Origin of the sequence: Streptomyces sp. MspMP-M5, from assembly GCF_000373585.1 — a bacterium.
GTDB lineage: Bacteria > Actinomycetota > Actinomycetes > Streptomycetales > Streptomycetaceae > Streptomyces.
Genome location: NZ_KB891896.1, coordinates 261,398 through 284,966 on the forward strand (window position 1 = coordinate 261,398; position 23,569 = coordinate 284,966).

At 73.4% G+C, this 23,569-nt stretch carries 25 protein-coding genes; 14 read left to right on the plus strand and 11 right to left on the minus strand.

The window, feature by feature from the left end:
• The first annotated feature begins 65 nt into the window (after positions 1-65).
• On the plus strand, positions 66-308 hold the full coding sequence (locus B073_RS0120815) for a DUF397 domain-containing protein (RefSeq protein ID WP_018540016.1): 243 nt from the start codon (positions 66-68) through the stop codon (positions 306-308).
• A gap of 31 nt (positions 309-339) precedes the next feature.
• On the opposite strand, the gene B073_RS0120820 is transcribed toward B073_RS0120815, so the two are convergent.
• Both B073_RS0120820 and B073_RS0120825 read right to left on the minus strand, forming a co-directional pair.
• Complete coding sequence (locus B073_RS0120820; protein WP_018540017.1) at positions 340-1,107, minus strand: SDR family oxidoreductase; 768 nt, start codon at positions 1,105-1,107, stop codon at positions 340-342.
• 58 nt (positions 1,108-1,165) lie between these two features.
• Positions 1,166-1,948, minus strand: a complete 783-nt coding sequence (locus B073_RS0120825) for an SDR family NAD(P)-dependent oxidoreductase (protein WP_018540018.1) — start codon at positions 1,946-1,948, stop codon at positions 1,166-1,168.
• Between the two features lie 190 nt (positions 1,949-2,138).
• Here B073_RS0120825 and B073_RS0120830 point away from each other — a divergent pair, with 190 nt between their 5' ends.
• Positions 2,139-2,573, plus strand: coding sequence for a nuclear transport factor 2 family protein (locus tag B073_RS0120830; protein WP_018540019.1), 435 nt, complete (start codon positions 2,139-2,141; stop codon positions 2,571-2,573).
• A gap of 33 nt (positions 2,574-2,606) precedes the next feature.
• On the opposite strand, the gene B073_RS0120835 is transcribed toward B073_RS0120830, so the two are convergent.
• Entirely contained in the window at positions 2,607-3,554 is a 948-nt protein-coding gene (locus B073_RS0120835; protein WP_018540020.1) for an aromatase/cyclase, read from the minus strand.
• A 97-nt stretch (positions 3,555-3,651) separates the two neighbouring features.
• Positions 3,652-5,154: an FAD-dependent oxidoreductase gene (locus tag B073_RS0120840; protein WP_018540021.1), complete on the minus strand. Its 1,503-nt coding sequence runs from the start codon at positions 5,152-5,154 to the stop codon at positions 3,652-3,654.
• Positions 5,155-5,509: 355 nt separating this feature from the next.
• Here B073_RS0120840 and B073_RS0120845 point away from each other — a divergent pair, with 355 nt between their 5' ends.
• A complete protein-coding gene (locus B073_RS0120845; protein ID WP_018540022.1) occupies positions 5,510-6,256 on the plus strand; it encodes a cyclase family protein in 747 nt (248 codons plus the stop codon).
• 94 nt (positions 6,257-6,350) lie between these two features.
• Here B073_RS0120845 and B073_RS0120850 read toward each other — a convergent pair whose 3' ends face one another.
• Positions 6,351-7,118: an AfsR/SARP family transcriptional regulator gene (locus B073_RS0120850; protein WP_018540023.1), complete on the minus strand. Its 768-nt coding sequence runs from the start codon at positions 7,116-7,118 to the stop codon at positions 6,351-6,353.
• 486 nt (positions 7,119-7,604) lie between these two features.
• Here B073_RS0120850 and B073_RS0120855 point away from each other — a divergent pair, with 486 nt between their 5' ends.
• Entirely contained in the window at positions 7,605-8,183 is a 579-nt protein-coding gene (locus B073_RS0120855; RefSeq protein WP_018540024.1) for a flavodoxin family protein, read from the plus strand.
• Between the two features lie 15 nt (positions 8,184-8,198).
• On the opposite strand, the gene B073_RS0120860 is transcribed toward B073_RS0120855, so the two are convergent.
• From B073_RS0120860 to B073_RS0120870, 3 genes are all read right to left on the minus strand, one after another.
• The gene (locus B073_RS0120860) at positions 8,199-9,125 is read right to left on the minus strand and encodes an alpha/beta hydrolase (RefSeq protein ID WP_018540025.1); all 927 of its coding nucleotides are present in this window, start codon (positions 9,123-9,125) and stop codon (positions 8,199-8,201) included.
• Positions 9,122-9,565 carry a lipocalin-like domain-containing protein gene (locus tag B073_RS42850; RefSeq protein ID WP_018540026.1) on the minus strand — a complete coding sequence of 148 codons (444 nt, stop codon included), beginning with the start codon at positions 9,563-9,565 and terminating at the stop codon, positions 9,122-9,124. The genes B073_RS0120860 and B073_RS42850 overlap by 4 nt, the downstream gene beginning before the upstream one ends.
• An 82-nt stretch (positions 9,566-9,647) precedes the next feature.
• Positions 9,648-10,796 (minus strand): acyl-CoA dehydrogenase family protein, encoded by a 1,149-nt coding sequence (locus B073_RS0120870; RefSeq protein WP_018540027.1) that lies wholly within the window; start codon positions 10,794-10,796, stop codon positions 9,648-9,650.
• Positions 10,797-11,109: 313 nt separating this feature from the next.
• On the opposite strand from B073_RS0120870, the gene B073_RS0120875 reads away from it, so the two are divergent.
• The 9 genes from B073_RS0120875 to B073_RS0120915 all read left to right on the plus strand — a co-directional run bounded on the left by B073_RS0120875 (position 11,110) and on the right by B073_RS0120915 (position 20,006).
• Entirely contained in the window at positions 11,110-12,378 is a 1,269-nt protein-coding gene (locus B073_RS0120875) for a beta-ketoacyl-[acyl-carrier-protein] synthase family protein (RefSeq protein WP_018540028.1), read from the plus strand.
• Positions 12,375-13,610, plus strand: a complete 1,236-nt coding sequence (locus B073_RS0120880) for a ketosynthase chain-length factor (protein WP_018540029.1) — start codon at positions 12,375-12,377, stop codon at positions 13,608-13,610. Before B073_RS0120875 ends, B073_RS0120880 begins: the two co-directional genes overlap by 4 nt.
• Before the next feature lie 40 nt (positions 13,611-13,650).
• The gene (locus B073_RS0120885; RefSeq protein ID WP_018540030.1) at positions 13,651-13,908 is read left to right on the plus strand and encodes an acyl carrier protein; all 258 of its coding nucleotides are present in this window, start codon (positions 13,651-13,653) and stop codon (positions 13,906-13,908) included.
• A gap of 14 nt (positions 13,909-13,922) precedes the next feature.
• Positions 13,923-14,399: a flavin reductase family protein gene (locus B073_RS0120890; RefSeq protein WP_018540031.1), complete on the plus strand. Its 477-nt coding sequence runs from the start codon at positions 13,923-13,925 to the stop codon at positions 14,397-14,399.
• A 23-nt stretch (positions 14,400-14,422) separates the two neighbouring features.
• Positions 14,423-16,357, plus strand: coding sequence for a flavin-containing monooxygenase (locus B073_RS0120895; RefSeq protein ID WP_018540032.1), 1,935 nt, complete (start codon positions 14,423-14,425; stop codon positions 16,355-16,357).
• 5 nt (positions 16,358-16,362) lie between these two features.
• A complete protein-coding gene (locus B073_RS0120900; protein ID WP_051094104.1) occupies positions 16,363-17,520 on the plus strand; it encodes an acyl-CoA dehydrogenase family protein in 1,158 nt (385 codons plus the stop codon).
• Positions 17,517-18,542, plus strand: coding sequence for a methyltransferase (locus B073_RS0120905; RefSeq protein ID WP_018540034.1), 1,026 nt, complete (start codon positions 17,517-17,519; stop codon positions 18,540-18,542). The genes B073_RS0120900 and B073_RS0120905 overlap by 4 nt, the downstream gene beginning before the upstream one ends.
• 103 nt (positions 18,543-18,645) lie before the next feature.
• Positions 18,646-19,044, plus strand: coding sequence for a nuclear transport factor 2 family protein (locus B073_RS0120910; protein ID WP_018540035.1), 399 nt, complete (start codon positions 18,646-18,648; stop codon positions 19,042-19,044).
• A gap of 29 nt (positions 19,045-19,073) precedes the next feature.
• Positions 19,074-20,006, plus strand: coding sequence for an NADP-dependent oxidoreductase (locus B073_RS0120915; protein ID WP_026247573.1), 933 nt, complete (start codon positions 19,074-19,076; stop codon positions 20,004-20,006).
• 28 nt (positions 20,007-20,034) lie between these two features.
• Here the strand turns inward: B073_RS0120915 and B073_RS0120920 are convergent, their stop codons facing one another.
• From B073_RS0120920 to B073_RS0120930, 3 genes are read right to left on the minus strand one after another with little or no spacing between them, the layout of a single operon-like run.
• Positions 20,035-21,333 (minus strand): helix-turn-helix domain-containing protein, encoded by a 1,299-nt coding sequence (locus B073_RS0120920; protein WP_018540037.1) that lies wholly within the window; start codon positions 21,331-21,333, stop codon positions 20,035-20,037.
• A 59-nt stretch (positions 21,334-21,392) separates the two neighbouring features.
• On the minus strand, positions 21,393-22,148 hold the full coding sequence (locus B073_RS0120925; RefSeq protein ID WP_018540038.1) for a maleylpyruvate isomerase family mycothiol-dependent enzyme: 756 nt from the start codon (positions 22,146-22,148) through the stop codon (positions 21,393-21,395).
• The gene (locus B073_RS0120930) at positions 22,139-22,792 is read right to left on the minus strand and encodes a pyridoxine/pyridoxamine 5'-phosphate oxidase (RefSeq protein WP_018540039.1); all 654 of its coding nucleotides are present in this window, start codon (positions 22,790-22,792) and stop codon (positions 22,139-22,141) included. Before B073_RS0120930 ends, B073_RS0120925 begins: the two co-directional genes overlap by 10 nt.
• A 51-nt stretch (positions 22,793-22,843) precedes the next feature.
• On the opposite strand from B073_RS0120930, the gene B073_RS0120935 reads away from it, so the two are divergent.
• Entirely contained in the window at positions 22,844-23,449 is a 606-nt protein-coding gene (locus B073_RS0120935; protein ID WP_018540040.1) for a CGNR zinc finger domain-containing protein, read from the plus strand.
• Positions 23,450-23,569: the final 120 nt, after the last annotated feature.

Sequence of the window (23,569 nt, forward strand, 5' to 3'; positions counted from 1 at the left end):
CCTCTGTCCGTCCCCGGGCCCAGTCGTTACCCTGGCCACGGACGACGAGCGGGAGGAGTGGATAGGTGGCCGACAGCATCATCGACCAGCGGCTGGCAGGCGGGCCCAGGCCCGAACTCGACCTGGCCGGCGCCGAGTGGCAGACGAGCACCCGCGGTGTGGGCGGCGACGTCCAGATCGCCTTCGTCGAGGGCTACGTGGCGATGCGCAACGGCCGCAGCCCGGAGATACCGGCGCTGATCTTCACCCCCGCCGAGTGGCGCGGCTTCGTCCTGGGCGCCCGCGCCGGCGAGTTCGACCTGACCTGATCGATCCGGCCCCGGCCGGCGGGGGAGCGGGCTACCACGGCACCGTTTCCTCCACCGCGCCGTCCATGCTGCCGCGGAAGGTTCCGGTCGGCCCGTCCGGGCCCATGAGCGCGAGCCGCACCGGGACCTCGGCGCCCTCCTCGGGGCCGCGGCCGCCGCGGTCGAAGGGGGAGCGGGAGTTGAGGTCGGTGGCGACCAGCCCCGGGTTGGCCGCGTTCACCGTGATGCCCGCCTCGCGCAGCGCGTTGGCGTACACCACCGTGACGGCGTTGAGCGCCGCCTTGGACGCGCTGTACGGCAGCAGCCCGCGGGTGGAGATCGGATGGTCCGGATCGCTGAGGTAGGTCAGCGAGCCCAGCGGGCTGGAGAGGTTGACCACCCGGCCGGCGGGCGAGCGGCGCAGCAGCGGCAGGCACGCCTGGGTCACCGCGACGGTCCCGAAGACGTTGACGTCGAAGGCCGTCCGCATGTGCGCGGCGGTGACCTCCGACACCTCGACGCCCCACTCCACGACCACACCCGCGTTGTTGACCAGTACGTCCAGCCGGCCGCTCGCCTCCTCGATCCGCCGGACCGCGGCGTCGATCTGCGCCTGCACGGTCACGTCCAGCTGCACGAAGCGGACGTCCAGGCCCTCGCCGGCCAGCGCGCGCTCCGCCTCCCGGCCGCGGCGCTCGTCGCGGGCACCGAGGTAGACGGTCATCCCCTCGGCGGCCAGCCGGCGGGCGATCTCCCGGCCGATGCCCTTGTTGGCCCCCGTCACCAGTGCCGTCTCGTCGTGGTGCCGTCCGTCGGTCATGCTGCGCCCTCCGCACTCGGTGGTGGTGCCCGCTCGTGGCCCAATCGCCGGACCGATCCTAGTAATTCCCCAGTCCACCACAGACGTTGAGGGCCTGGGCCGTGACCGCGCCGGCCCGGTCGCCGCTCAGGTACTCCACCATGGCGGCCACCTCGTCCGTCTCCACGTAGCGGCGCATCGGCACCCGGGTGGTGATGCGGTCGAACGCCTCACCGGTCGTCACTCCCCAGATGCCGGCGTAGTGCTCCCGCACCCGTTCGGCCATCGGGGTCTCCACGAAGCCGGGGCAGACGGCGTTGACGGTGATGCCGGTCGGCGCCAGCTCCAGGCCGAGCGCCTTGCTGAAGCCCACCACGCCGTGCTTCGAGGCCGAGTAGGGGGCGGCGTGGACGACGCCCTGCTTGCCGCCGGTGGAGGCGATGTTGATGATCCGGCCCCAGTCCCGGCCCTGCATCCCGCCGGTGGTCAGCACGGCCTTCGTCATGAGGAAGACGCTGTTGAGGTTGGTGTTCATGACGTCGAACCACAGCTCGTCGGGGATCTCCGCGGTGGCGCCGCCCCCGCTGCGGCCGGCGTTGTTGACCAGGATGTCCACCGGGCCGTACCGGTCGACGGCGGCGCGGACGAAACCGCGGATCTGCTCCGGCACGGCCACGTCACAGGGGCTTCCGTCCACCTCCAGGCCCTTGCCCCGGAGGGACGCGACGAGGTCGGCGAGCACGTCCTCCCGCCGTGCGCAGACGTAGACGCGGTGGCCCAGTTGCGCGAGCCGTTCGGTGATGGCCAGGCCGATGCCGCTGGTGGCACCGGTGATGACGACATGCCGGTCGGTACGGGTCATGGTCTGCTCCTCCCACAGGGGGCACTCGGGCGGTGTCCGGGACGGGCGTCACCCTGGCCGGGGCCGCTCGAAGACCGCTGGGACGCGTCTGGACGCGTCCCAGGAGTCTGCAGGCGATCCGCGAGCGAGTTGCGAGCCGCCCCGGCCACGGTGGCGGCCGTCCCCCTGCCGCGTTCCGGAGGAGAAGCCGATGACAGCGCCCCAGGACCTCACCGCGCTCTACGCCGAGGTCCAGCACTTCTACGCACGACAGATGCAGCTCATGGACCGGCGCGACTTCGAGGCGTTCGCGGCCACGTTCACCGAGGACGGCGAGTTCAGCCACACACCGGGCCAACTGGCCCGGACGCGGGCCGGGATCGTCGTCGAGCTGCGGGAGTTCCACCGGCGCTTCGACGACGACCCGGTCGTCCGCCGGCACTGGTTCGACATGCTCGTCGTCGACCCGCAGCAGGACGGTTCGCTGCGCGCCACCTTCTACGCCCTGGTGGTCGACACCCGGCCCGGCGTCGACAGCCGGCTGGGGCCGAGCTGTCTGGTGACCGATGTGCTGGTCCGCGTCGACGGCGCCCTGCTGAACAGGTCCCGGCAGGTCAGGCAGGACCGGCTGCTGCTCGCGCCCTGACCGCCGCGCACCCCCGGCCCGCGTCCGCCGTGCTCACCGGCGGGCGCGGGCCGCGTGCTGCGCCGCGTGGGCCATGGTGGTGGCGCTGTTGCGGCCGAGCGCGGTGCGCACCGCGTCCCGGGCGTCGGCCAGGCCGCGGCCCGGACCCAGGACCTCGGTGATCGCGTCGGGATCGAGCAGGACCGTGTGCCGGGAGGTGAGCACCGCGCCGTCGGGGCCGTCGGCGAAGGTCCACAGGCCGCTGTGGCCGAGCAGCAGCTTCGGGGGGAGCTGCTGCTTGTAGGCGATCCACTCCGGCGGACGGCACACCCGTACCGAACGTGTGGTGTGGCCCGCCCCGTCCGCCGTCACGGTGTCCATCTCCAACTCCTGGACGCCCTCGGCCGGTTCGGTGAGCTTGACCCGGGCGACGTGCGGCAGCCGTTCGGCCCACCGGTCCGCCTGCGCGATGAACGCATAGGCGTCGGCGGGCGCGCCGGGCAGCTCGACGCGGTCGCTGAAGGAGAAGGCGAGGTCCGCGACGGGGTGGCCCAGCTCGGCGATCCGGGCGAGGGCCGCCAGCTCCGCGAAGCTGTTGTGGTCCAGGGCGGCGACCGCCCGTGCCACCGCCTCCCGGCCGGGGTCCGCGGGCGTGAAGGAGTGCCGCAGCACCACGTCGGTGCGCCCGCCCGGCAGTTCGCGGAAGAGCCATTCCCCGCCCATCGACGCGAACGGCGGGCGGCTGACCTCCTGGGCGAAGGTCACCCGCAGCCGGTCCGGGTCGAGGGTTCGGCGGGAGACCCAGCGGGTGACCGCTCCGTTCACCGTCGCCCAGAGCTCGAAGCGCTCCGCGTGCTCGGAGCGCTCCAGGTGCTGGACGTGGACGCTCGGTCCGAAGAGGGCCGGCCACAGGGTGACGTCGGCCACCAGGCCGTAGAGCGTGGCCGCCGGGGCGGCGACGATCCGGCTGTGCTCGGTGTGCTGTGCGTGTGTGGCATCCATGCGGCCAAATTGGGCCGGGGGGCTTGAGGACCGCTCGAAACCGTGTCGGGCCGGCCGCGGGGCGGATGCCCGCGACCGGCCCGGTCCTGATGGAACGTCAGACGGCCTTGACCGACAGCGAGTGCCGGAAGACGTCGGTCGGGTCCCAACGGGCCTTGGTGCGCTGGAGGCGGGGGTAGTTCTCGCCGAAGTAGAAGGTGTGCCAGGGCACGCCCGAGGTGTTGTACGCGGGGTCGAGGATGTCCAGGTCGGGCGCGTTGATGTTGCAGCCCTGGTAGCGGTCGCCGGGGACGGGGTAGCCGCCGGTCCCGGCGAAGACCCCGCCGTAGAGCTCGCGCAGCCAGCCGAGGTGTTTGTCGTCCTCGGCCGTCTCCGTCCAGAACGTCTCGAAGAGCGCCACGGTCGCCGAACGGCGCTGGAACAGCGCGGTGTCGGAGGGCGCCGGCGCGTTCATCCGGCCGCCGGCCATCGCGCCGAGCTGGATGAGCGCCGAACCGGGGCTGGTGTTGACGTAGTCCCGGCGGGTCAACTGCCGGTACATGAGGGCGCACTGCTCCTCGGTGAACGCCTCGCGCAGGAAGGCGTGCTTGACCGCGGCCCGCAGGGTGGCGTTGGTCTCGACCGTGGGGTTGCTGGTGTCGATGGTGACGGTCGAGGCCAGCCAGGGCAGCCGGCGGGACGGGAACGGCCCGGTCAGGCCGGTGTTGGCGGTCACCGTGCCGAGGTACTCCTCCAACAGCTTCTCCGCGTTCGGCGCCGCGGCGTCGACCTGGGTGAGCAGGCCGATCCCGCCGCTCGACACATGCTGCAGGAAGAGCAGACCGCACAGCGCCTCGGCCGGCGAGCCGGGCGCGCTGTTCTCCACGTACCACTGGCACTGGTTGCGGACCAGGTGGGTGAAGGCGGCCTGGTCGAGCTGATCCCAGGTGGCGAAGACCGTGCTGATCAGCACCTCGCGCGGCGGGCGGGGGAGTTGGTGCTCCGGACGGTGCCCGGACGCGTCGCGGGAGCGGAACCAGAACCGGGTGATGATGCCGAAGCTGCCGCCGCCGCCCCCGGAGCAGGCCCACCACAGGTCGTGCAGCTCGCCGGAATCCTCCCGGGAGGCGATCACGGCGCGGGCCCTGCGGTGGCGGTCGACGACCACGATCTCCACCGCCTCGATCAGGTCGCAGACATAGCCGAACTGCCGTGAGAGCAGCCCGTGTCCGCCTCCGGTCGCATGGCCGCCGATGCCGACCGACGGGCAGACCCCGCCGGGCAGGGTCACGCCCCAGCCGCGGAAGAGCCGTTCGTAGATGTGCCCCAGCTGGGCGCCGCTCTGGACGGCGAACGCCCTGCGGTGCGGGTCGTAGGAGATGTCGTCCATCATCGAGAGGTCGACGACGATGTCCACGTCCTTGTTGTACGTGAAGTCGCCGTAGGAATGGCCGCCGCTGCGGATGGAGAGGCGCTTTCCGGTGTCGACCGCCTCCTGGACGGCCCGCACGACCTGCCCGGTGGATCCGACCAGACGAATACCGTCGGGCGCGGCCTGCCAGCGCCGATTGAATCCGGAAACAAGATCCAGATACCGTCGGTCGTCCGGCCCGACGGTCATGGGACCGAATTCCCGTGGATTTGTGAACGCCTCTTCCTGATCGGCCTGCATGCCGATTCCCCCTCCGGTGCTCGCTTTTCCGTTGTGGATCTTGCTTCTCGGATCTTGTTCCGGCGCGGTTCCCCGCGGTGCCCCCGCGCGTCGGGCGCATCTTTGCACACCCCGGGGAGCCGTACCACGATTCCCGCCGGTGTTTACTTCTGGAGCCCGTAGTTCCGCTAGGCGCGCCCATGGCATATCCGAGCGATATTCGATTCGGGTGGCCGACGCTGGCGCGAATTCGCTGCCTGGAGGACAGGAGAGTGCCCATGCGCACCACCGACGCGGACCGGCCGGCCGGTGAGGGGGGAGCGGTGTGACCCGCCTCATCGACCTCAGCGTGACCACCCGGGACACCCCCAGCGAGGCCACACCGGTGACGGTGGAGGTGCTCGACCACGAGGCGGCCACCACCGTGCTCGGCCTCACGCCGGCGGACTTCCCCGACGGCATGGCGATCTCGAACGAGACCGTCACGCTCACCACGCACACCGGCACGCACATGGACGCCCCCCTGCACTACGGCCCGCTCAGCGGCGGCCGCCCGGCGAAGAGCATCGACCAGGTGCCGCTGGAGTGGTGCCTCGGACCCGGCGTCCGGCTCGACCTGCGCCACGTGCCGGCCGGCGAGGGCATCACCGTCGACGCGCTGGAGCAGGCGCTGGCCGCGGCCCGGCACCGACTGCGGCCCGGCGACCTCGTCCTGCTGTGGACCGGGGCCGACGCGCTGTGGGGCTCGGAGCGCTATCTCACCGACTACGCCGGACTCACCGGTGAGGGGACGCGCTTCCTCGTCGAGCGCGGGGTGCGGGTCATCGGCATCGACGCCTGGGGCCTGGACCGGCCGATGCGGTCGATGATCGAGGACTACCGGCGCACCGGCGACCGCGGCCACCTGTGGCCCGCCCATCTCTACGGCCGGACCCGGGAGTACCTCCAGCTCGAAAAGCTCGCCCACCTCGCCGACCTGCCCGCGGCCACCGGCTTCACGGTCGCCTGCTTCCCGGTCGCCGTCGCCGGTGCCGGCGCCGGCTGGACGCGGGTGGTGGCCCTCCTCGACTGAGCCGCGCCCGGTGCGCACCTCTTTCGGCGACCCGGCCCGCTGCGCCGCGGCGCCGGGCCCGACCGCCTTCCGGCCGGGTCCGGCGCGCGGCCGCTCAGCACCGGTCCGGCACCGCGCTCCCCTCGCTCAGCATGGCGTGCTGGAGGAGCTGCACCTCGCGCGCGGGCTCGACGCCCAGCTCCAGGTCGAGCGTCCGCCACAGGCTCTGGTACGCCTGCAGGGCCTCGGCCCGCCGCCCGCACTTGTGCAGCGAGGTGATGAGCTGGGCGTGCAGCCGTTCGTTCAGCGGGTTCGCGGCGACCAGCAGCCGCAGCTGCGGGATGAGCTCCTGGTGCCGCCCGAGGCGCTGGTTGGCCTCGATGCGCAACTCGGTGGCCGCGAACCGGAGTTCGTTGAGGTAGGTGAGGTGGGCGTCGAGGACGCTGCCGAGCATCATGCCGACGAGCACCGGCCCCCGCCAGAGGGCGAGCGCCTCGTCGAGACGGTCCAGCGCCGCCTCCGCGCGCCCGTTCTCCAGCAGCCGCCTGGACTGCTGGACGAGCCGCTCGAAGACGGCGACGTCGATCGCGTCGTCGGGTACCTGGATGACATAGCCGGCCGGCCTGGTGGCCAGGACCGCCTGACCGTCCGGCAGTTCCGCGAAGATCTTCCGGGCGTGGTAGACGTACGTCTGGAGTGTGGTGGACGCGCTGCGCGGGACGTGCTCGCCCCACAGTTCCTCGATCAGCGTGTCCACGCCGACCGTCTCGCCGTTCTGGACCAGCAGCAGTCCCAGGAGCTGGCTCACCTTCGACCTGCTCAGTAAGAACGACCTGCCGTTGCCCGACACGATCTCGAATTGTCCGAGCAGCTTGAACTTCACTGACTTTCCCCCTTAATTGATCAGCGAAATCCGTGGAGGCGTTGATTCCATTTTCGAATGCAATGCGTCGACAATGGATCAATGGCTTCGTCGGATCGGCCGACCCTTGCAACCCCCGTCGCCTCGGACCCACACATTCCGTGCGGGCAGCGGCGAATCACTTTCCTGGCAAGGTAACCGACGGAACGTCCCGAAACCACCATGGTCGGCGTGACCCCGGTCACATCGCATAAATTACCAGTGCAGTTATTTGCCGAACCTGCTCTCCGCGCCGGGCGGCACGGATTTTGCCCGGATATTCGCAAACGGCTACGGACGGGCAGTCCTTTCGGTCAGGTGGAACAGCCCGCTCGAGCAGTGCGCCGTTCCGGGCCGAACTGCAAGGCTGGGGGCAGGACGCGCCGCTCCATGCCGGGCGGGCGTCGGGGAGACACGGGTGCGCGCTGGGCGCGCCCCGTCGAACGTGCCATCACGAGGGGAAAACACATGTCCGACAGCTCGGTGTCCGTCGTCATCGCCTACCACAGCGGATACGGGCACACGGCCCGGATGGCCGAGGCCGTCCGGGACGGCGCGGCCTCGGTGGCGGGGGCCGCCGTCGAGATGATCTCGGTCGACGCGCTCACCGAGGAGCGCTGGGCCACGCTGGACGCCGCCGACGCCATCGTCTTCGGCGCGCCCACCTACATGGGCTCGGCGAGCCCGGCCTTCCACACCTTCGCCCACGACACCAGCGGACGCTGGTACGCACAGACCTGGAAGGACAAGGTGGCCGCCGGCTTCACCAGCTCCGGTGCGATGAGCGGCGACAAGCTCAACACCCTGCAGTACTTCACCGTGCTGGCCGCCCAGCACGGCATGCACTGGGTCAACCTCGACCTGCTGCCCGGGTCGGGCGAGGGCGAACTCAACCGCCTCGGCGGCTGGTTGGGCGCGATGGCCCAGTCGCCCGGCGACTCCGGCCCGGACGCGATGCAGAAGTCCGACCTGCTCACCGCGTCCCACCTCGGGCAGCGCGTCGCCACGCACACGCTCCTGCTGCACCGGGCCAGGTCGCTGACCTGACCGCCGGTAGGCGGTTCAGGTGCCGAGTCCCCGGCGGAGTGCGTCGATCTGATCGGCCACCATCCGCCGGGAGACCGCGGCGTGCGCGACGCCCACGGACCCGTGGAAGGTGCCCGGATAGTGCACCAGCTCGGTCCGCACACCGGCCCGGGTCAGCCGCTGGGCGAAGGCGATGCCCTCGTCCCGGAGCGGGTCGTACTCGCACACCCCCACGAAGGCCGGCGGCAGCCCGCCCAGCTCCCCGGCCCGGGCCGGCGCCGCGTACGGCGAGGGCTCCCGGCCGCCGAGGTAGTGCCGCCAGCTCAGTACGAGATTGCCGCGGTCGAGCATCGGGGTGTCCACGAACTCCCGGGCGGAGACGGTCGCCAGGCGGTCGTCCAGCTGCGGGAAGAGCAGATAGAGGAAGCGCACCGGCGGCCCCTTGCGGTCGCGGGACCGCAGGGCGAGGGCGGCGGCCAGCCCGCCGCCCGCGCTGAAACCGCCGACGCCGATCCGGGCGCGGTCCACCCCCAGCGCGGCGGCGTGCGCGGCGGTCCACTCCAGCGCGGCGGCACAGTCCTCGAAACCGGCGGGGAAGGGGTGCTCGGGCGCGAGCCGGTAGTCGGGGGACACCACCACCGCGCCCACCAGATCGGCGATCCGGGTGGCGGCCGTCCGCGAGGTCTCCAGGTCGCCGGTGAGGAAACCGCCCCAGTGCGGGAAGACCAGCGCCGGCCGCGGACCTGGGCGGTCCAGCGGCCGGTACAGCCGTACGGTCACCGCGGGCCCGCCGGGCACCGGGACCCGGCGGTCCTCCACCGCGACCCGGGACCCCGGCTCGTACACCGGCTGACTGGACATCACCTCGCGGAGCCCGGCCCGCGCCCCCGCCGGATCGGCGTAGTCGAGCGGCCGCATCCGCGCCGCGAAGGGCGCCAGTTCGGGGTCGAAGCCGTAGCTCACGGCCGGCCTCCCGCCGCTCGTCGCCAGATCAGCACGCGCTGCTGCGGCGGCCCGCCGGCGGCGCCCGCCGAACCGGAGAGCGTCAACACCGGCCCCTCGAGCGTCAGTTGGCGTGTTTGCCGGGTGCCGACCAGGTATGCGTGCGAACTCACCACGACCTGGTGGACGACCTGCTTCCCGTCCAGCCGCCACGTCCCGGCGTATCCCATGAACCGCGCAGCCGGCCCCTCCCGGCCGGACGGCGGCGGGTCCCCGCGCATCATGCTCACTGCCACCCGGCCGTCGGCGCTGTAGAGCAACAGCCCTCGCGGGTCCGGGCCCAGGGGGCCCTCGCTCAGGGCGCCGCTCTCCTCGACGGTGACATAGGACATCAGCTCCCACGCCCCGACCAGTTCCTCCGGGGAGACCGCGGGCGGGCGGGGGTTGGTCGTGGTGGTCATGGGACCCCTTCGCAGACGTGGTGGGTGCGGGCGGGTGGCGACGGTGCGCCGGGCGCGGGCGTCCGGCGGCGCGGCCGCGCGGTCAGAGCGCGAAGACGGTCCGCCCATAGGCGGTGGCGGCGGACTCCAGCTGGAGTGCCTGGTGCCCGGCCACCGAGTTGACGTCGCGCCAGAAGCGTTGCACCGGGTGGGTCGCGGACTGGCCGCTGGTGCCCACGGCGCGGAGCAGGCGGTTGACCACGCCGACGAGGATGTCGGTGGCCATCGCGCAGTCGCGCCAGCTGCGCATGGTCGCCGGTCCGTCGATGCCGGGGCCGGCGTCCGCCGTGGCCGAGGCCCGTTCGAGCAGCAGGTCCGCGGCGTCGATCTCGGCGGCGCAGCGGGCCAGGACCATGTCGTAGGAGGTGCGGTCGACGGTCGGCATACCGTCCGGCACGGGTCCCGAACGGCGGGCCGCGCCCCGGAGTTTGGCTGTGGCGTGGTCGATCCAGGATGCCAGCGCTCCCTTGGCGGCGCCCAGCGCGGGGGAGGCGAACATCATCGTCGTGGACTGCATCGGCACCGCGTGGCAGGGCGCCTTGGAGGCGGCGGCCCGGCCCGCGAAGAGGTCCTCCCGGCTGATCGAGCGGGCCGCCGGGACCAGCACGTCCTCGACGATCACCGTGTTGCTGCCGGTGGCCGCCATGCCCATGTTCTGCCAGCTGTCGACGGTCCGCCAGGCGCTGCGCGGCACCGCGAACAGCCGCGGCTGGGGCTCGCCGCCGGTGCGCGCCATGGCGGACAGCAGAGCCCAGTCGGCGTGGTCGATGGCGCTGACGAACGGCCAGGTGCCGCACAGCCGGTGGCCGCCGGGCACCGGCTCGGCCGTGCCGACCGGGGANAGCGCGGCGACCAGCAGGGCGTCCGGGCCGTCGGCCCAGATCTCGCGGCAGCCCTCGGCGGGCAGGTGCGCGGCCATCCGGGACACGTGCGCGGCCAGCGACGCGCACCAGGCGGTGGCGGTGCAGCCCTCGCCGACCGNGGTCACCGCGCGGTGCAGCTCCACGAACGTNCCCTNTCGCCCGCCGTGGCCGGCCGGCACGAAGTGGCGTGGAAAACCCGCCGCGACCAGGGCCTTGACCACGTCGGGGTCGAGCCGGCGGGCGGCTTCGGCGGCGGCCGCGCAGCGGGCCGCCGCCGCGGCGACGTCCCCGGCCGCCGCCGGCAGCGTGGTTGACCTCAGGTCGTCCATCCTGGTGCGCTCCTCGGCTCGGTGGCTCGGCTGGTGCGGACCCGGTCACCGCGACAACGGCGGCCGGCGCCCGGCACGCTTGCGCCGCCCGTTCGCAGATGGCTTGGACCTTGCTCGAACCCGGCCGGCCGCCCCGCCCGGGGCGAGCCGCATACCACCGGCCTTCGAGCGACGTCCGAGCAGCCGCCCGGAACCTGCCGGACGTCTTGGTGCGCCGCGCCGCGACGGACCCGTCAGCCGGCGCCGTGCGCTTCCGACGAAAGGGGATCGTCATGACCGACTCGGCAGCTTCGAGGACGACGGGAGGTGTGCGATGACGCGCCGCGTGGTGATCACCGGCATCGGGGTGCGGACGCCGGGCGGAGACGGCGCGAAGGCGTTCTGGAAGCTGCTGACGTCGGGCCGCACCGCCACCCGCCGCATCTCCTTCTTCGACCCGTCCCCCTACCGTTCCCAGGTCGCCGGCGAGGCCGACTTCGACCCGGTGCACGAGGGGCTCTCCCCGCGCGAGATCCGCCGCATGGACCGCGCGTCGCAGTTCGCCGTGGTGTGCGCACGGGAGGCGATCGCCGACAGCGGGCTGCAGTTCGAGGCGTTCGACCCCGGCCGGGTCGGGGTCAGCCTGGGCAGCGCGGTGGCCGCGGCGACCAGCCTGGAGCAGGAGTACCTCGTCCTGTCCGACAGTGGACGGAACTGGCTGGTCGACCACGGCAGCCTGTCCCCGCACATGTTCGACTACCTGATGCCCAGCGCGATGCCCGCCGAGGTGGCGTGGACCGTCGCCGCCGAGGGCCCGGTGACGATGGTCTCCAACGGCTGCACCTCGGGCATCGACGCGGTGGGGCACGCCTGCCAGCTGATCCGGGAGGGCAGCGCGGACGTCATGCTCGCCGGCGCCTCCGACACCCCCATCACCCCGATCGTCGTCGCGTGCTTCGACGCCATCAAGGCGACCACCGCACGCAACGACGACCCCGAGCACGCCTCCCGGCCCTTCGACCGGACCCGCAACGGCTTCGTCCTCGCCGAGGGCGCCGCCCTGTTCGTCCTGGAGGACCACGAGCACGCCCGGCGGCGCGGCGCGCACATCTACGCCGAGATCACCGGCTACGCCTCGCGCTGCAACGCCTACCACATGACCGGGCTCAAGCCCGACGGCCGGGAGATGGCCGAGGCCATCCGCGTCGCCCTGGACGAGTCCCGGATCGACCCCACCGCCATCGACTACATCAACGCCCACGGCTCCGGCACCAAGCAGAACGACCGCCACGAGACCGCCGCCTACAAACGCAGCCTGGGCGACCACGCCTACCGGGCGCCGGTCAGCTCCATCAAGTCCATGGTCGGGCACTCCCTCGGCGCCATCGGCTCGATCGAGATCGCCGCCTGCGCCCTGGCGCTCGAAAACGGGGTGGTACCGCCGACCGCGAACCTCCACGAGGCCGACCCCGAATGCGACCTCGACTACGTCCCGCGCACCGCCCGGGAACGGAAACTCCGCAACGTGCTCACGGTCGGCAGCGGATTCGGCGGCTTCCAGAGCGCGATGGTCCTGCGCCGGGCCGGGGGTGCCCGGACATGACAGCGCAGCGGGAACCCGTCCACGTCACCGGCATCGGACTGATCACCCCGAACGGCCTGGGCCTGGAGGAGTACTGGGCGGCGGTCCTCGAAGGCCGCAGCGGCATCGGCACGCTCACCCGGTTCGACGCCGCACGCTACCCGGCCCGACTGGCCGGCCAGATCGACGGCTTCGACGCGGCGGACCACCTGCCCAGCCGCCTCCTGCCGCAGACCGACGTCTCCACCCGGTACGCCCTGGTCGCCGCGGACTGGGCACTGGCCGACGCCGGGATCGAGCCGGGCGCCTTCGCCGACTACGACATGGGCGTGGTCACCTCCAATGCCTCCGGCGGCTTCGAGTTCACCCACCGCGAGTTCCACAAGCTCTGGTCCCAGGGCCCCGGTGCGGTCAGCGTCTACGAGTCCTACGCCTGGTTCTACGCGGTGAACACCGGGCAGATCTCCATCCGCAACGGCCTCCGCGGCCCCGGCAGCGCGCTCGTCGCCGAACAGGCCGGCGGACTCGACGCCCTCGGCCACGCCCGCCGCACCGTCCTGCGCGGCACGCCCATGGTCGTCACCGGCGGCGTCGACTCGGCACTGGACCCCTGGGGCTGGGTGTCCCAGATCTCCGGCGGGCGACTGAGCACCGCCACCGACCCGCACCGCGCCTATCTGCCCTTCGACGCCCACGCCCGCGGCTACGTCCCCGGCGAGGGCGGCGCGATCCTCGTCCTGGAGGCCGCCGGCGCGGCCGCCGCCCGCCGCGCCCCCCGCCTCCACGGCGAGATCGCCGGACACGCCACCACCTTCGACCCGCCACCGGGCTCGCCGCGCCCGCCCGGCCTGCGCCGTGCCGCGGAACTGGCCCTCGCCGACGCCGGGTTGACGCCCGACGACATCGACGTGGTGTTCGCCGACGCCGCCGGCGTACCGGACCTCGACCGCGCCGAAGCCGAGGCCCTCAGCGGCCTCTTCGGACCGCGCGGCGTGCCGGTGACCGCCCCCAAGACGCTGACCGGGCGCCTCTACTCCGGCGGCGGCCCGGTGGACGTCTGCACGGCCCTGCTGTCCCTCCGCGACGCCGTGATCCCGCCGACCGCCGGCACGACCGAGGTGCCCGAGGAGTACCAGATGGACCTGGTGCGGGGCGCCCCCCGGCCCGGTCCGCTGTCGGCGGCCCTCGTGCTCGCCCGCGGCAGATGGGGCTTCAACAGCGCCCTCGTCGTCCGAACCACCCGCACACCGTGACCCGCCACCGACCCGCCCACACCCTCTCAAGGAGTGCACCATGCCCCAGATGACCCTCGACGACCTCCGCCGCCTGCTGATCGACTGCGCGGGCGCCACCGACGACGACAGCCTGTCCGGCGACATCCTGGACGCGGACTTCACCAGCCTCGGCTACGACTCGCTGGCCATGCTGGAGACCGCCGCCCGGATCACGTCCGAGTACGGCGTGCAGATCCCCGACGAGCGGATCGCCGAACTGACCACCCCGCGCGCGGTCCTCGACCTCGTCAACGGCACCCCGCACCCGGCGGGTTGACCGCGGTGCACGCGATGACCCACGACTTCAAGGACGCGATGGCCCGCTTCCCCACCGGCGTCGCCATCGCCACCACCTGCGACGAGGCCGGCGAACCGCACGGCCTGACCATCGGCTCCCTGTGCTCGGTGTCGCTGGACCCGCCGCTGGTGCTGATCTGCGTGGCCAGGTCCGCGCGCTGCTTCCGGGTGTTCGAACGCAGCGGGGAGTTCGCGGTCAGCGTGCTCCGCCGGCACCACGCCGAGCTGGCCCGGCGCTTCGCGACCCGTACGGCCGAGAAGTTCGCCGCCGGCGGCTTCACCCGGACCGCGCGCGGCGGCGTGGTCGTCGACGACGCCCTGGCCACCCTCGACTGCCTGGTCGACGGGCGGCACGAGGCAGGGGACCACGTCATCCTCGTCGGCAAGGTCGTCGACCACCGGCTCGCCGACCACGGAGCCCCCGCCGTCTACGTCGACCGGAAGTTCACCACGATCAGCCCGGCGCGCTGACCTACTGCGAAGGCGGTTGACCCATGGCGTTCAGCAGGCTGTTCCCCCCGCCCACCGGCGACGCGGAGACCCTGCGGCGGCACCTGGCCGGCGCGGACGTCCCCGCGCTGCTGATGACGCTCGCGCACCTGACCGGCGACCCCTCGGTGCTGGGCGCCGAACTCCGTGCCCCCGGCTGGCTGTTCGCGCCGCAGGGCGGGCTGACCGAGGAACAGCAGGCCGCCGCCCGCGAACGGGCCGTGCAGATCCTGCTGCGGCTGCGCGACCGCGGCCCCGCCACCCCGCCCGCCCCACCGGACCGGGAGCTGCTGCGCACGATCACCACCTGGGCCATGGGCGCCGACACCGACGACCTCCTGCCGCTGCTCGCGGAGGAGATCGTGCTCCCCGCCCAGGACCCCAGGGCCCCCGACTGGACGCTCCGGCAGCTCGCCCCGGACCGCGACTTCCATGTCGCCGTCATCGGCGCCGGGTTCAGCGGATTGCTGGCCGGCCACCGCCTGGCCCAGGCCGGCATCCCGTTCGTCCTCTACGACAAGAACCCCGACGTCGGCGGGACCTGGCTGGAGAACACCTACCCCGGCTGCCGCACCGACGTCGCCAGTCACCTCTACAACTACTCCTTCGCCCCCAGGCCCGACTGGCCCGACCACTTCTGCACCCACGACGTCGTCCTGGACTACCTCCGCGACTTCGCGAAGGAGGCCGGGCTCACCGACCACATGCGCCTCGGCACCGAGGTCACCGCCCTGCGCTGGGACGAGCACGCGGCCCGCTGGCACCTCGACCTCCGCGGGCCGGACGGCCCGCGCACCGTCACCCACCACGCCGTCATCAGCGCCGTGGGCCAGCTCAACCGGCCCCAACTCCCCGACCTGCCCGGCCGGGACAGCTTCGCCGGCCCCGCCTTCCACTCCGCCGCCTGGGACCACACCGTCGACCTCGTCGGCCGGCGGGTCGCCGTCGTCGGCACCGGCGCCAGCGCCTTCCAGATCGTCCCGGAACTCGCCGGAACGGCCGCCGAGGTCGTCGTCTTCATGCGCAACCCGCCGTGGCTGCGGCCCACCCCGCACTACCGCCACCCGATGCCGGACGGCGCCCGATGGCTGTGCGAGCACCTGCCCTACTACACCCAGTGGTACCGCCTCTGGCTCCTCGCCCCGGGCCTGCGGGGCATCCTGGAGGGCTGGATCGTCGACCCCGGCCACCCGCCCACCGAGCGCGCGGTCTCCGCACTCAACGAGGAACTGCGCACCGGCCTGCTGCGGTCGATGGCGGCCCAACTGCCCGACGCCCCCGAGCTGCTGGACGCCGTGACACCGGCCTACCCGGTCGGCGCCAAGCGCGTGCTGCGCGACGACGGCCGCTGGCTGGCCACGCTCCGGCGGGACGACGTCCGCCTGGTGACCGCGCCGATCGACCGGGTGACGCCGACCGGACTGATCGCCGGCGGCACCGCACACGCCGTCGACGCCGTCGTCTACGCCACCGGATTCCAGGCGTCCCGCTTCCTCGCCCCCATGACCGTGACCGGCCGGGACGGCGCCGACCTGCACACGACCTGGCACGGCGACCCCCGGGCCTATCTGGGCATCACCGTGCCCGCGTTCCCCAACCTGTTCTGCCTGTACGGGCCGAACACCAACCTCGTCGGCCAGGGCGGGAGCATCGTCTACTTCTCGGAGTGCGCCATGACCCAGGTCCTCGACGTCCTCCGGCTCATGCTGGCCGGCGGACACCGCGCCGTCGAGGTCCGCCGGGAGACCCACGACGCCTACAACCGCTGGATCGACACCGGGAACGCCCACCGCGCCTGGGGCTGGTCGTCGGTCGGCGGCTGGTACCGCGCCAACGGCCGCTCGGCCACCAACTGGCCCTACTCCGCCCAGGAGTACTGGCGCCTGACCCGGACCGCCGACCCCGCCGACTACGTCCTGCGCCGAACCGATCGAGGATGATGAGAATGCACCCAGTGCGCGAGTCACTGCCGACGGCCGCCGCGGCCGTCGCCGAACGGGCCGCCGGCCTGGCCGCCCAGATGGAACGCGAACGCCGGCTCGGCCCCGACGTGGCCAAGGCCCTGACCGAGGCCGGATTCATGCGGCACTTCGTCCCCGCCGCGTTCGGCGGACGCGCCGGCACCTTCCGCGAACTGACGGCCGCGGTCACCACCCTCGGCGAGACCTGCACGGCCACCGCCTGGTGCGCCTCCCTCTTCGCCAGCTCCCCCCGGTTCGTGTCGTTCTTCCCCGCCGAGGGCCGGCAGGAGATCTGGGCCGAGGGGCCCGACGCCGCCGTGGTCTGCTCGGTCATCCCGTTCGGCGAGGCGGTCGGCGAGGCGGGCGGGCTGCGGGTCTCCGGCCGCTGGCCGTACATGAGCGGCATCGAGTGCGCCGACTGGGTCATCGTCTGCGCCAAGGAACTGCTGGCCCGCGGCGGCCCGCGCCTGACGCTGGTGGCCGTCCCGCGCGCACAGTGCCGGGCCGAGGACACCTGGTTCAGCGTGGGCATGCAGGGCACCGGCAGCAACACCGTGGTGCTGGAGGACGTCCTCGTCCCCGCGCACCGGATCGGCGACCGGGCGGCCCTCTTCGCCGGCCGCCCGGCGGAACCCGGCGAGCCGACCGCCGGCCTCGCACCGCTGCCCGCCGTCAACGGCCTGACCTTCGTCGTCCCGGCCCTCGGCGCGGCCCGCGGCGCCCTGGCCCTGCTCACCCACCACCTCGGCCGGAAGCTCCACGACGTCCCCGTCCTGCCCGGCGTACCGGGTGCTCTGGACAACCAGAGCACCTACGAGACCGTGCTGGCGCGCAGCGCCGCCGAGATCGACGCGGTCCAGCTCCTGCTGGAGCGCATCGCGGACCTGGCCGACGCCGGCGACCGGATCACCCCGGCACAGGTCGCCCGCAATGCCCGGGACAGCGCCTTCGCCATCGATACGCTGGCCGGCACCGTGAACCGGATCTTCCGCACCGCGGGGACCAGCGGCCAGGCCGCCGGCGGCCCCCTCCAGCGCTTCTGGCGCGACGTCAACGCCATCGCCACCCACCAGGCCCTCCAGATCGAGCCGACGGCCCGCGCCTACGCCCGGTCCCTCTTCACCTCAAGGAGCACCCCGTGAGCCAGCCCCGACCGACCCCCGACCGCATCCTCGAACTCGGCATGGGCTTCCAGGCGTCCAAGACGCTGCTGAGCGCCGTCGAACTCGGCGTGTTCACCGCACTCGCCAAGGGCCCCGCGGACGGCCCGGCGCTGTGCGCCCGGCTGGGCCTGCACCCGCGCGCGGCACAGGACTTCTTCGACACCCTGGTCGCGCTGGGCCTGCTGCGGCGGGTGGACGGCGTCTACCACAACGCCGCCGACACCGACGCCTTCCTCGACCGTGACAAGCCGGACTACGCCCACCTCGGCGGCCTGCTGGAGATGGCCAACTCCCGGCTGTACGGCATCTACCACCATCTGACCGACACCCTGCGAACCGGACGGCCGCACGACGAGTCGCAGTCCAGCGACCTGGACACCTACGACGCCCTCTACGCCGACCCCGTGCGCCTGAAGCAGTTCCTGGCGTCCATGACCGGCATCAGCCACACCGCCAACCGCGCCATCGCCCGCCAGGTGCCGTGGCGGGACTACCGGACCGTGGCCGACATGGGCACCGCCCAGGGCGACCTGGCGGTGCAGGTCCTGCTGGCCAACCCGCACCTGACCGGCGTCGGCTTCGACCTGCCGGCGGTCGGCCCGGTCTTCGACGAGTACGTCCGGGCCCATGGCCTGAAAGAGCGGCTGACGTTCGCCGGCGGCGACTTCTTCGCCGATGATTTCCCCCGGGCCGACGCCTTCACCTTCGGCCACATCCTGCACAACTGGGACCTGGAGAAGAAGCGGCTGCTGCTGAAGAAGGCATGGCAGGCCCTGCCCACGGGCGGCGCGGTCGTCGTCTACGACTCGCTCATCGACGACGACCGGTCCGAGAACGCCTTCGCCCTGCTGATGAGCCTGACCATGCGCGCGGTCACCGACGGAGGCTTCGGCTACACCGCACGCGAGTGCCGCGACTGGATGGCCGAGGCGGGCTTCGGCCGCACCTGGAGCGAGCACCTCGTCGGCCCGGATTCGATCGTGGTCGGCATCAAGGAATGACGCACCGAACAACGACGGAACGAAGAACGACGGAATGTCAGCGCACGTAGGAATGCCAGCGGACGAAGGAACGTCAGCGAGGCACGAGGAAGGGAAACCGCCGATGCAGTCCGGCTCCTTGACGGCGAACAAGGAACTCGTCGCCGAGTTCATCCGCCTCTTCTACAACGAGAAGGACTTCGACCGGGCGCGTGGGCTGCTCACCGAGGACTTCACCAACCATCACCCGGGGGCCGGGGTCGGCCCGGACCGCACGGTCGACAGCTTCCGGGAGCACGCCGCCACGCCCTTCCCCGACTTCACCCTGACCGTCCACCGCGTGCTCGCCGAGGGCGACCAGGTGTGGACCCACGGCGTCGTCCGGGTCGCCCCCGACGCCCCGCCGGTGATCGTGGTGGACCTGTGGCGGATCGCGGACGGCAGACTGGCCGAGCACTGGGACGTCGGACAGGCCGTCCCCGAGGGCAGCACCCTCGACGAGCTGATCGCGGACGCCCGGTGACGGCCGAACACCCGGTGCCGGCCGCCCGGATGCGCATCGTCACCCAGCGGTCGTTCGGCGGCCCCGAGGTGCTGGAGCCGGCCGCGGCCGACCGCCCGCGGCCGCTGCTCAACGAGGTCCTGGTGCGGGTGCGGGCGGCCGGCGTGAACCCCATCGACGCGCACGTCCGCTCCGGCACCATCCCGTTGCTGGGGCAACCGCCGTTCGTCGTCGGCTGGGACGTCTCCGGCGTGGTCGAGGAGGTGGCTCCCGGAGTCACCCGGTTCGCCGTCGGCGACGAGGTCTTCGGCATGCCGCTCATGCCGCGGGCCGCCGGCGGCTACGCCGAGTACGTCACCGCGCCCTCCCGTCAACTGGCCCGCAAACCGGAGGCGTTGGACCATCCGCACGCCGCCGCGCTGCCGCTCGCCGGACTGACCGCCTGGCAGGCGCTGGTGGACGCGGCCGGTCTCGACACCGGGCGGCGGGTCCTGGTCCACGCCGGCGGGGGCGGCGTCGGCCACCTCGCGCTCCAGATAGCCAGGGCCCGCGGCGCCGAGGTCCTGACCACCGCCAGCGCCGCCAAGGCCGACTTCGTCCGGGAGCTGGGCGCCGACGAGGTGATCGACTACCGCACCACGGACTTCGCGGACGCCGTCCGGGACGTGGACGTCGTCCTCGACACCGTGGGCGGTGACACCGCGCTGCGCTCCCTGGACGTGCTGCGGCCGGGCGGCACCCTGGTCACCATCGTCGAGATGCGCAACGCGGAGCTGGCGCGTGCGGCGGCCGACCGCGGACTGCGGTGCCTGGGCGTGACTGCCGAGCCGGACCAGGTGGGCCTCGCGGCACTGGCGGACCTGGCCGACTCCGGCGCGCTGCGGGTGCACCTCGCCCACACCCTGCCGCTCGCCGAGGCAGCCCGGGCCCACCGGCTCATCGAGTCGGGTTCCACCCTGGGCAAGCTCGTCCTCACGCCCTGACGCACCACCGCCCAGATACACCACGGGCTTAATGCACCAGCGACACCGCGGCCGGGAAGCCCGCGGCGCGGGCCAGCGCCGCGGCCTCGCCGCGCGAGCGCACCTCCAGCTTCTTGAGGATCTTCCCCACATGGAACTTGACGGTGTGTTCGCTGATGTGCAGCGCCTCGGCGATCGTGCGGTTCCGGTGGCCGTGGACGAGATGGCGGAGCACGTCCAGCTCCCGGGGGTGCAGCCCGCTCAGCGGATCGCTGCGCGGGACGTCCGGCGCGGCCAGCGGCAGCCGCACGGTGACGATCGTCCCCCACGCCGGCACCGCGTCCACCGTCAGCGTCCCGCCCAGCGCGACGACCCGGTCGGTGAGCCGGTGCACGGCCAGCGCCTCCGCGGCGAGCGTCCCCGGACCGTCGTCGCGGATCACCGTGCGCAGCTCGGTGTCCCCGGCCTCCCAGCTCACCCGGATCCGTTCGACGCCGCCCTGCTCCAGCATCGTCAGCACGGTGCCGCGCGCCGTGGTGCGGGCGGCCCGCGCGATGGCCGAGGGGATCAGGCGCCGCGGGCTGTCGGGCTCGCTGTACTGCAGGGTGACGTCGCCGTGGCGGGAGAGCAGGCTGAGCATGTCCGTCAGCCGCCCGAAGGCGTCCTGGAGGCTCTCCTCGGGCGGGAGTTGTGCGTCCTCGTCGGTGGCCCGCAGCTCGACCAGCGCGGCGACCGCGACGTCCGTGGCGGTCCGCCGGGCGGCCGCGTCCGGCAGCGTACGGCTGCGCAGCACGCCGAGCAGGGCGGTGAGGGTGGCGGCGTGCGCGTCGGTCGCGTCGGCCACCGCCCGGGCCCGCTCGCTGTTGGCGATCCACGGCGCCGCCATGTCGACCGGCACCTCCCCGGGCAGCAGATCGATCACCCGCGCGGTGGCCAGATCCCACAACTGCTGGACCAGCGCCAGCACTTCGGGCTCCGGCGCGCACCCCGCGGAGACCATCACGGCCAGCAGCGCCCCGGCCGACCCCGGCGGCGCCGAGGCGACGGCCAGCACCGGCCGGGCCGAGCCGGCCAGCGCGGCCCGCCCCCACCACGGCCGGCCGACGCCGACATGGGTGGCGAGCGTCGCCAGCTCGGCCGTGGTGACCTCAGCGGTCAACCCGGCGTCGCCGTGCCCCCAGTTGGCCGACTTGGGGCAGTCCCCGGTGAGCATCACCAGGGCTTCGTGGGGAACGAGATCGGCCAGCGCGGCCGACATCCTGGACAGGATCTCCTTCAGGGGTGCCCGCATCAGCTCCGTCGCCACAGCCAGCGTGCGCTGCGGGTCCCCCCAGTCCGCATACACCATGAGGGCATCGTAATCGCCCGCCGGTCAGCCGGAGTTGAGGCGAGGCGCCGGGCGCGGCATTACGGCCACGGCCGCAGGACGGGCAGCGGGGCGGCGGCCCCCGCGCGCTCGCAGCCGAGCGGGGTGTGCGGGGCGCGGCCGGCCAGCCAGGCCGCCAGCGCGGTGAGCGGACCGCGCACGGTCACCACCGGCCCGTCGGCCGGACCGTACGGGTGCACCGCCGCGGCGTCGTCCACCGGTTCCAGCACCAGCCGCACGTCCTCGGGCGCGCGCGGAGCCAGATACTCCAGGAGGTGGTGGCACAGCTCCGGCGGCCACTGGTCCGTGCCGGGGCCGAGCCGGGCGTCCGCCGTGTGGATCACCAGCTCCCGCCACCAGGCCAGCAGCATCCCGCGCAGCTCGCCGTCGCGGTAGTGCACCGGCCGCGACCAGTCGTCCGGGCCGACCGCCGCCCAGGCCGCGGACGCCTCCGCCAGCGCGTCCTCGACCGCGGCCCGCAGGCCGTCGGCGTCGCGCCGGGCGCCCGCCTCGATGGCGGCGGTACGGGCCGGGAGGCCGCCGTCGTACAGCTCGACCAGTTCGCCGCGCAGGGCGTAGCGGGCCTGGCGGGCCGTCGCCCGGCCGATGCCCTCCAGGTGCGCGAGGACATGGGCCCGGGACCAGTCCGGCAGCGCACTGGGCTCGCGCACCGCGGCGTCGGTGAGGCCGGGCAGCAGGGCGCGCAGCCGCGCGTGCCCGGCCTCGACCGCGTCCCGTACGGCTTCGGCGGCCGGCGGGGTGCCCGGCGCGGCGGTGGTGTCGGGTGTCAGGGCCACAGCAGCTCCTTGGTCCAGGCGGAACCGGTCCGGCGGTACACCAGCCGGGTGTGGTTGCGGTCCGCGGCGCCCTGCCAGAACTCCACCGACTCCGCCCGGAGGGTGTGCAGCGTCCACTCCGGCGGCACCAGCCCGGGGTCGCCGGCCAGCCGCTCGGCGGCGCCGGCCACCGCGGTGTCCCGCTCGGCCAGGGACTCCAGCGGACGGCTCTGCCGGCCGAGCAGCGCCTCGGCGCGTGCCCCGGCGCTGCGGGCCAGGAAGTCCGCGGCGGACCGCTCCGCACTCTCCCGCACCACCGGGCCCCGCACCCGCACCTGGCGGGCGAGCGGCTGCCAATAGAAGGTCAGCGCGGCATACGGGCGGGCGGTCAGCTCCCGGCCCTTGGCGCTGCCGTCGTGCGCGGCGAACCGCCAGCCGTCCGCGTCGACGTCCTTGAGGATCAGGGTGCGTGCCGACGGATTGCCGTCCGCGTCGGCGGTGGCGAGGGTCATCGCATGCGGCTCGGGGACCTGCGCCCGGATGGCGCCGAGCAGCCAGTCGGTGAACAGCTCCACCGGGGCGTCGGGCGTCGCGGCCGGATCGAAGGCGGGCAGCTCACCCCCGAACACCGGCAGACCGCGCAGCAGTTGACGTACATCGGCCATGTTTCCCCCTCGTGGGTGCTAATGGTTGATCGCGACCGTACCATTAGCGTCATGGACGCAACACGGCTCGCTCTGGATCTCGCCGTCACCATCCGCCACGACGGACACGGCGGCGTCGCCGACGACCTCGCCGACCCCGCCGGGCTCGCCGCCTGGATCGGCGACCGCGCCGCCGCACTGGACTGCACCGAGGACGGCCCGCCCCCGGTGGACCAGGCACTGCTCACCGCCGTCCGGGAGCTGCGGGCCGCCGCCCGCTCGCTGTTCGCCCGCGCCGTCCGCCCGGGCCCGCCCAGCTCCGCCGACGCCCACCGGCTGCTCCCCGAGGACGAGGCGCTCGCCCGGCTGAACACCGCTGCCGCCCGGGTCCCCACCGCCCCCCGGCTCACCTGGGACACCGGCGCATCCCCCGTCCTGCGCGACCTCCCGGCCGGCTCCCCGCCCGCCGCCGACCGGCTCACCGCCGCCCTGGCCCGGGCCGCCCTCGCCTTCCTCGGCGGCCCCGACCGCGACCGGCTGCGGGCCTGCCCCGCCCCGCGCTGCGTGCGCTACTTCGTCAAGGACCACGCCCGCCAGGAATGGTGCACACCCTCCTGCGGCAACCGCGCCCGCGTCGCCCGCCACCACGAGCGCCGCCGCCGGGAGGACGGCGCCTAGGGGGCTTCTGACGGATCTCCGTGGAAGAAGGAGCGGCGCCTTGCGAGAGCACGCACCAGGCGCCGCGACGCCGCGGAGATCCGTCAGAAGCCCCCTAGGTTCGGTTGGGTTCGGCCGTCA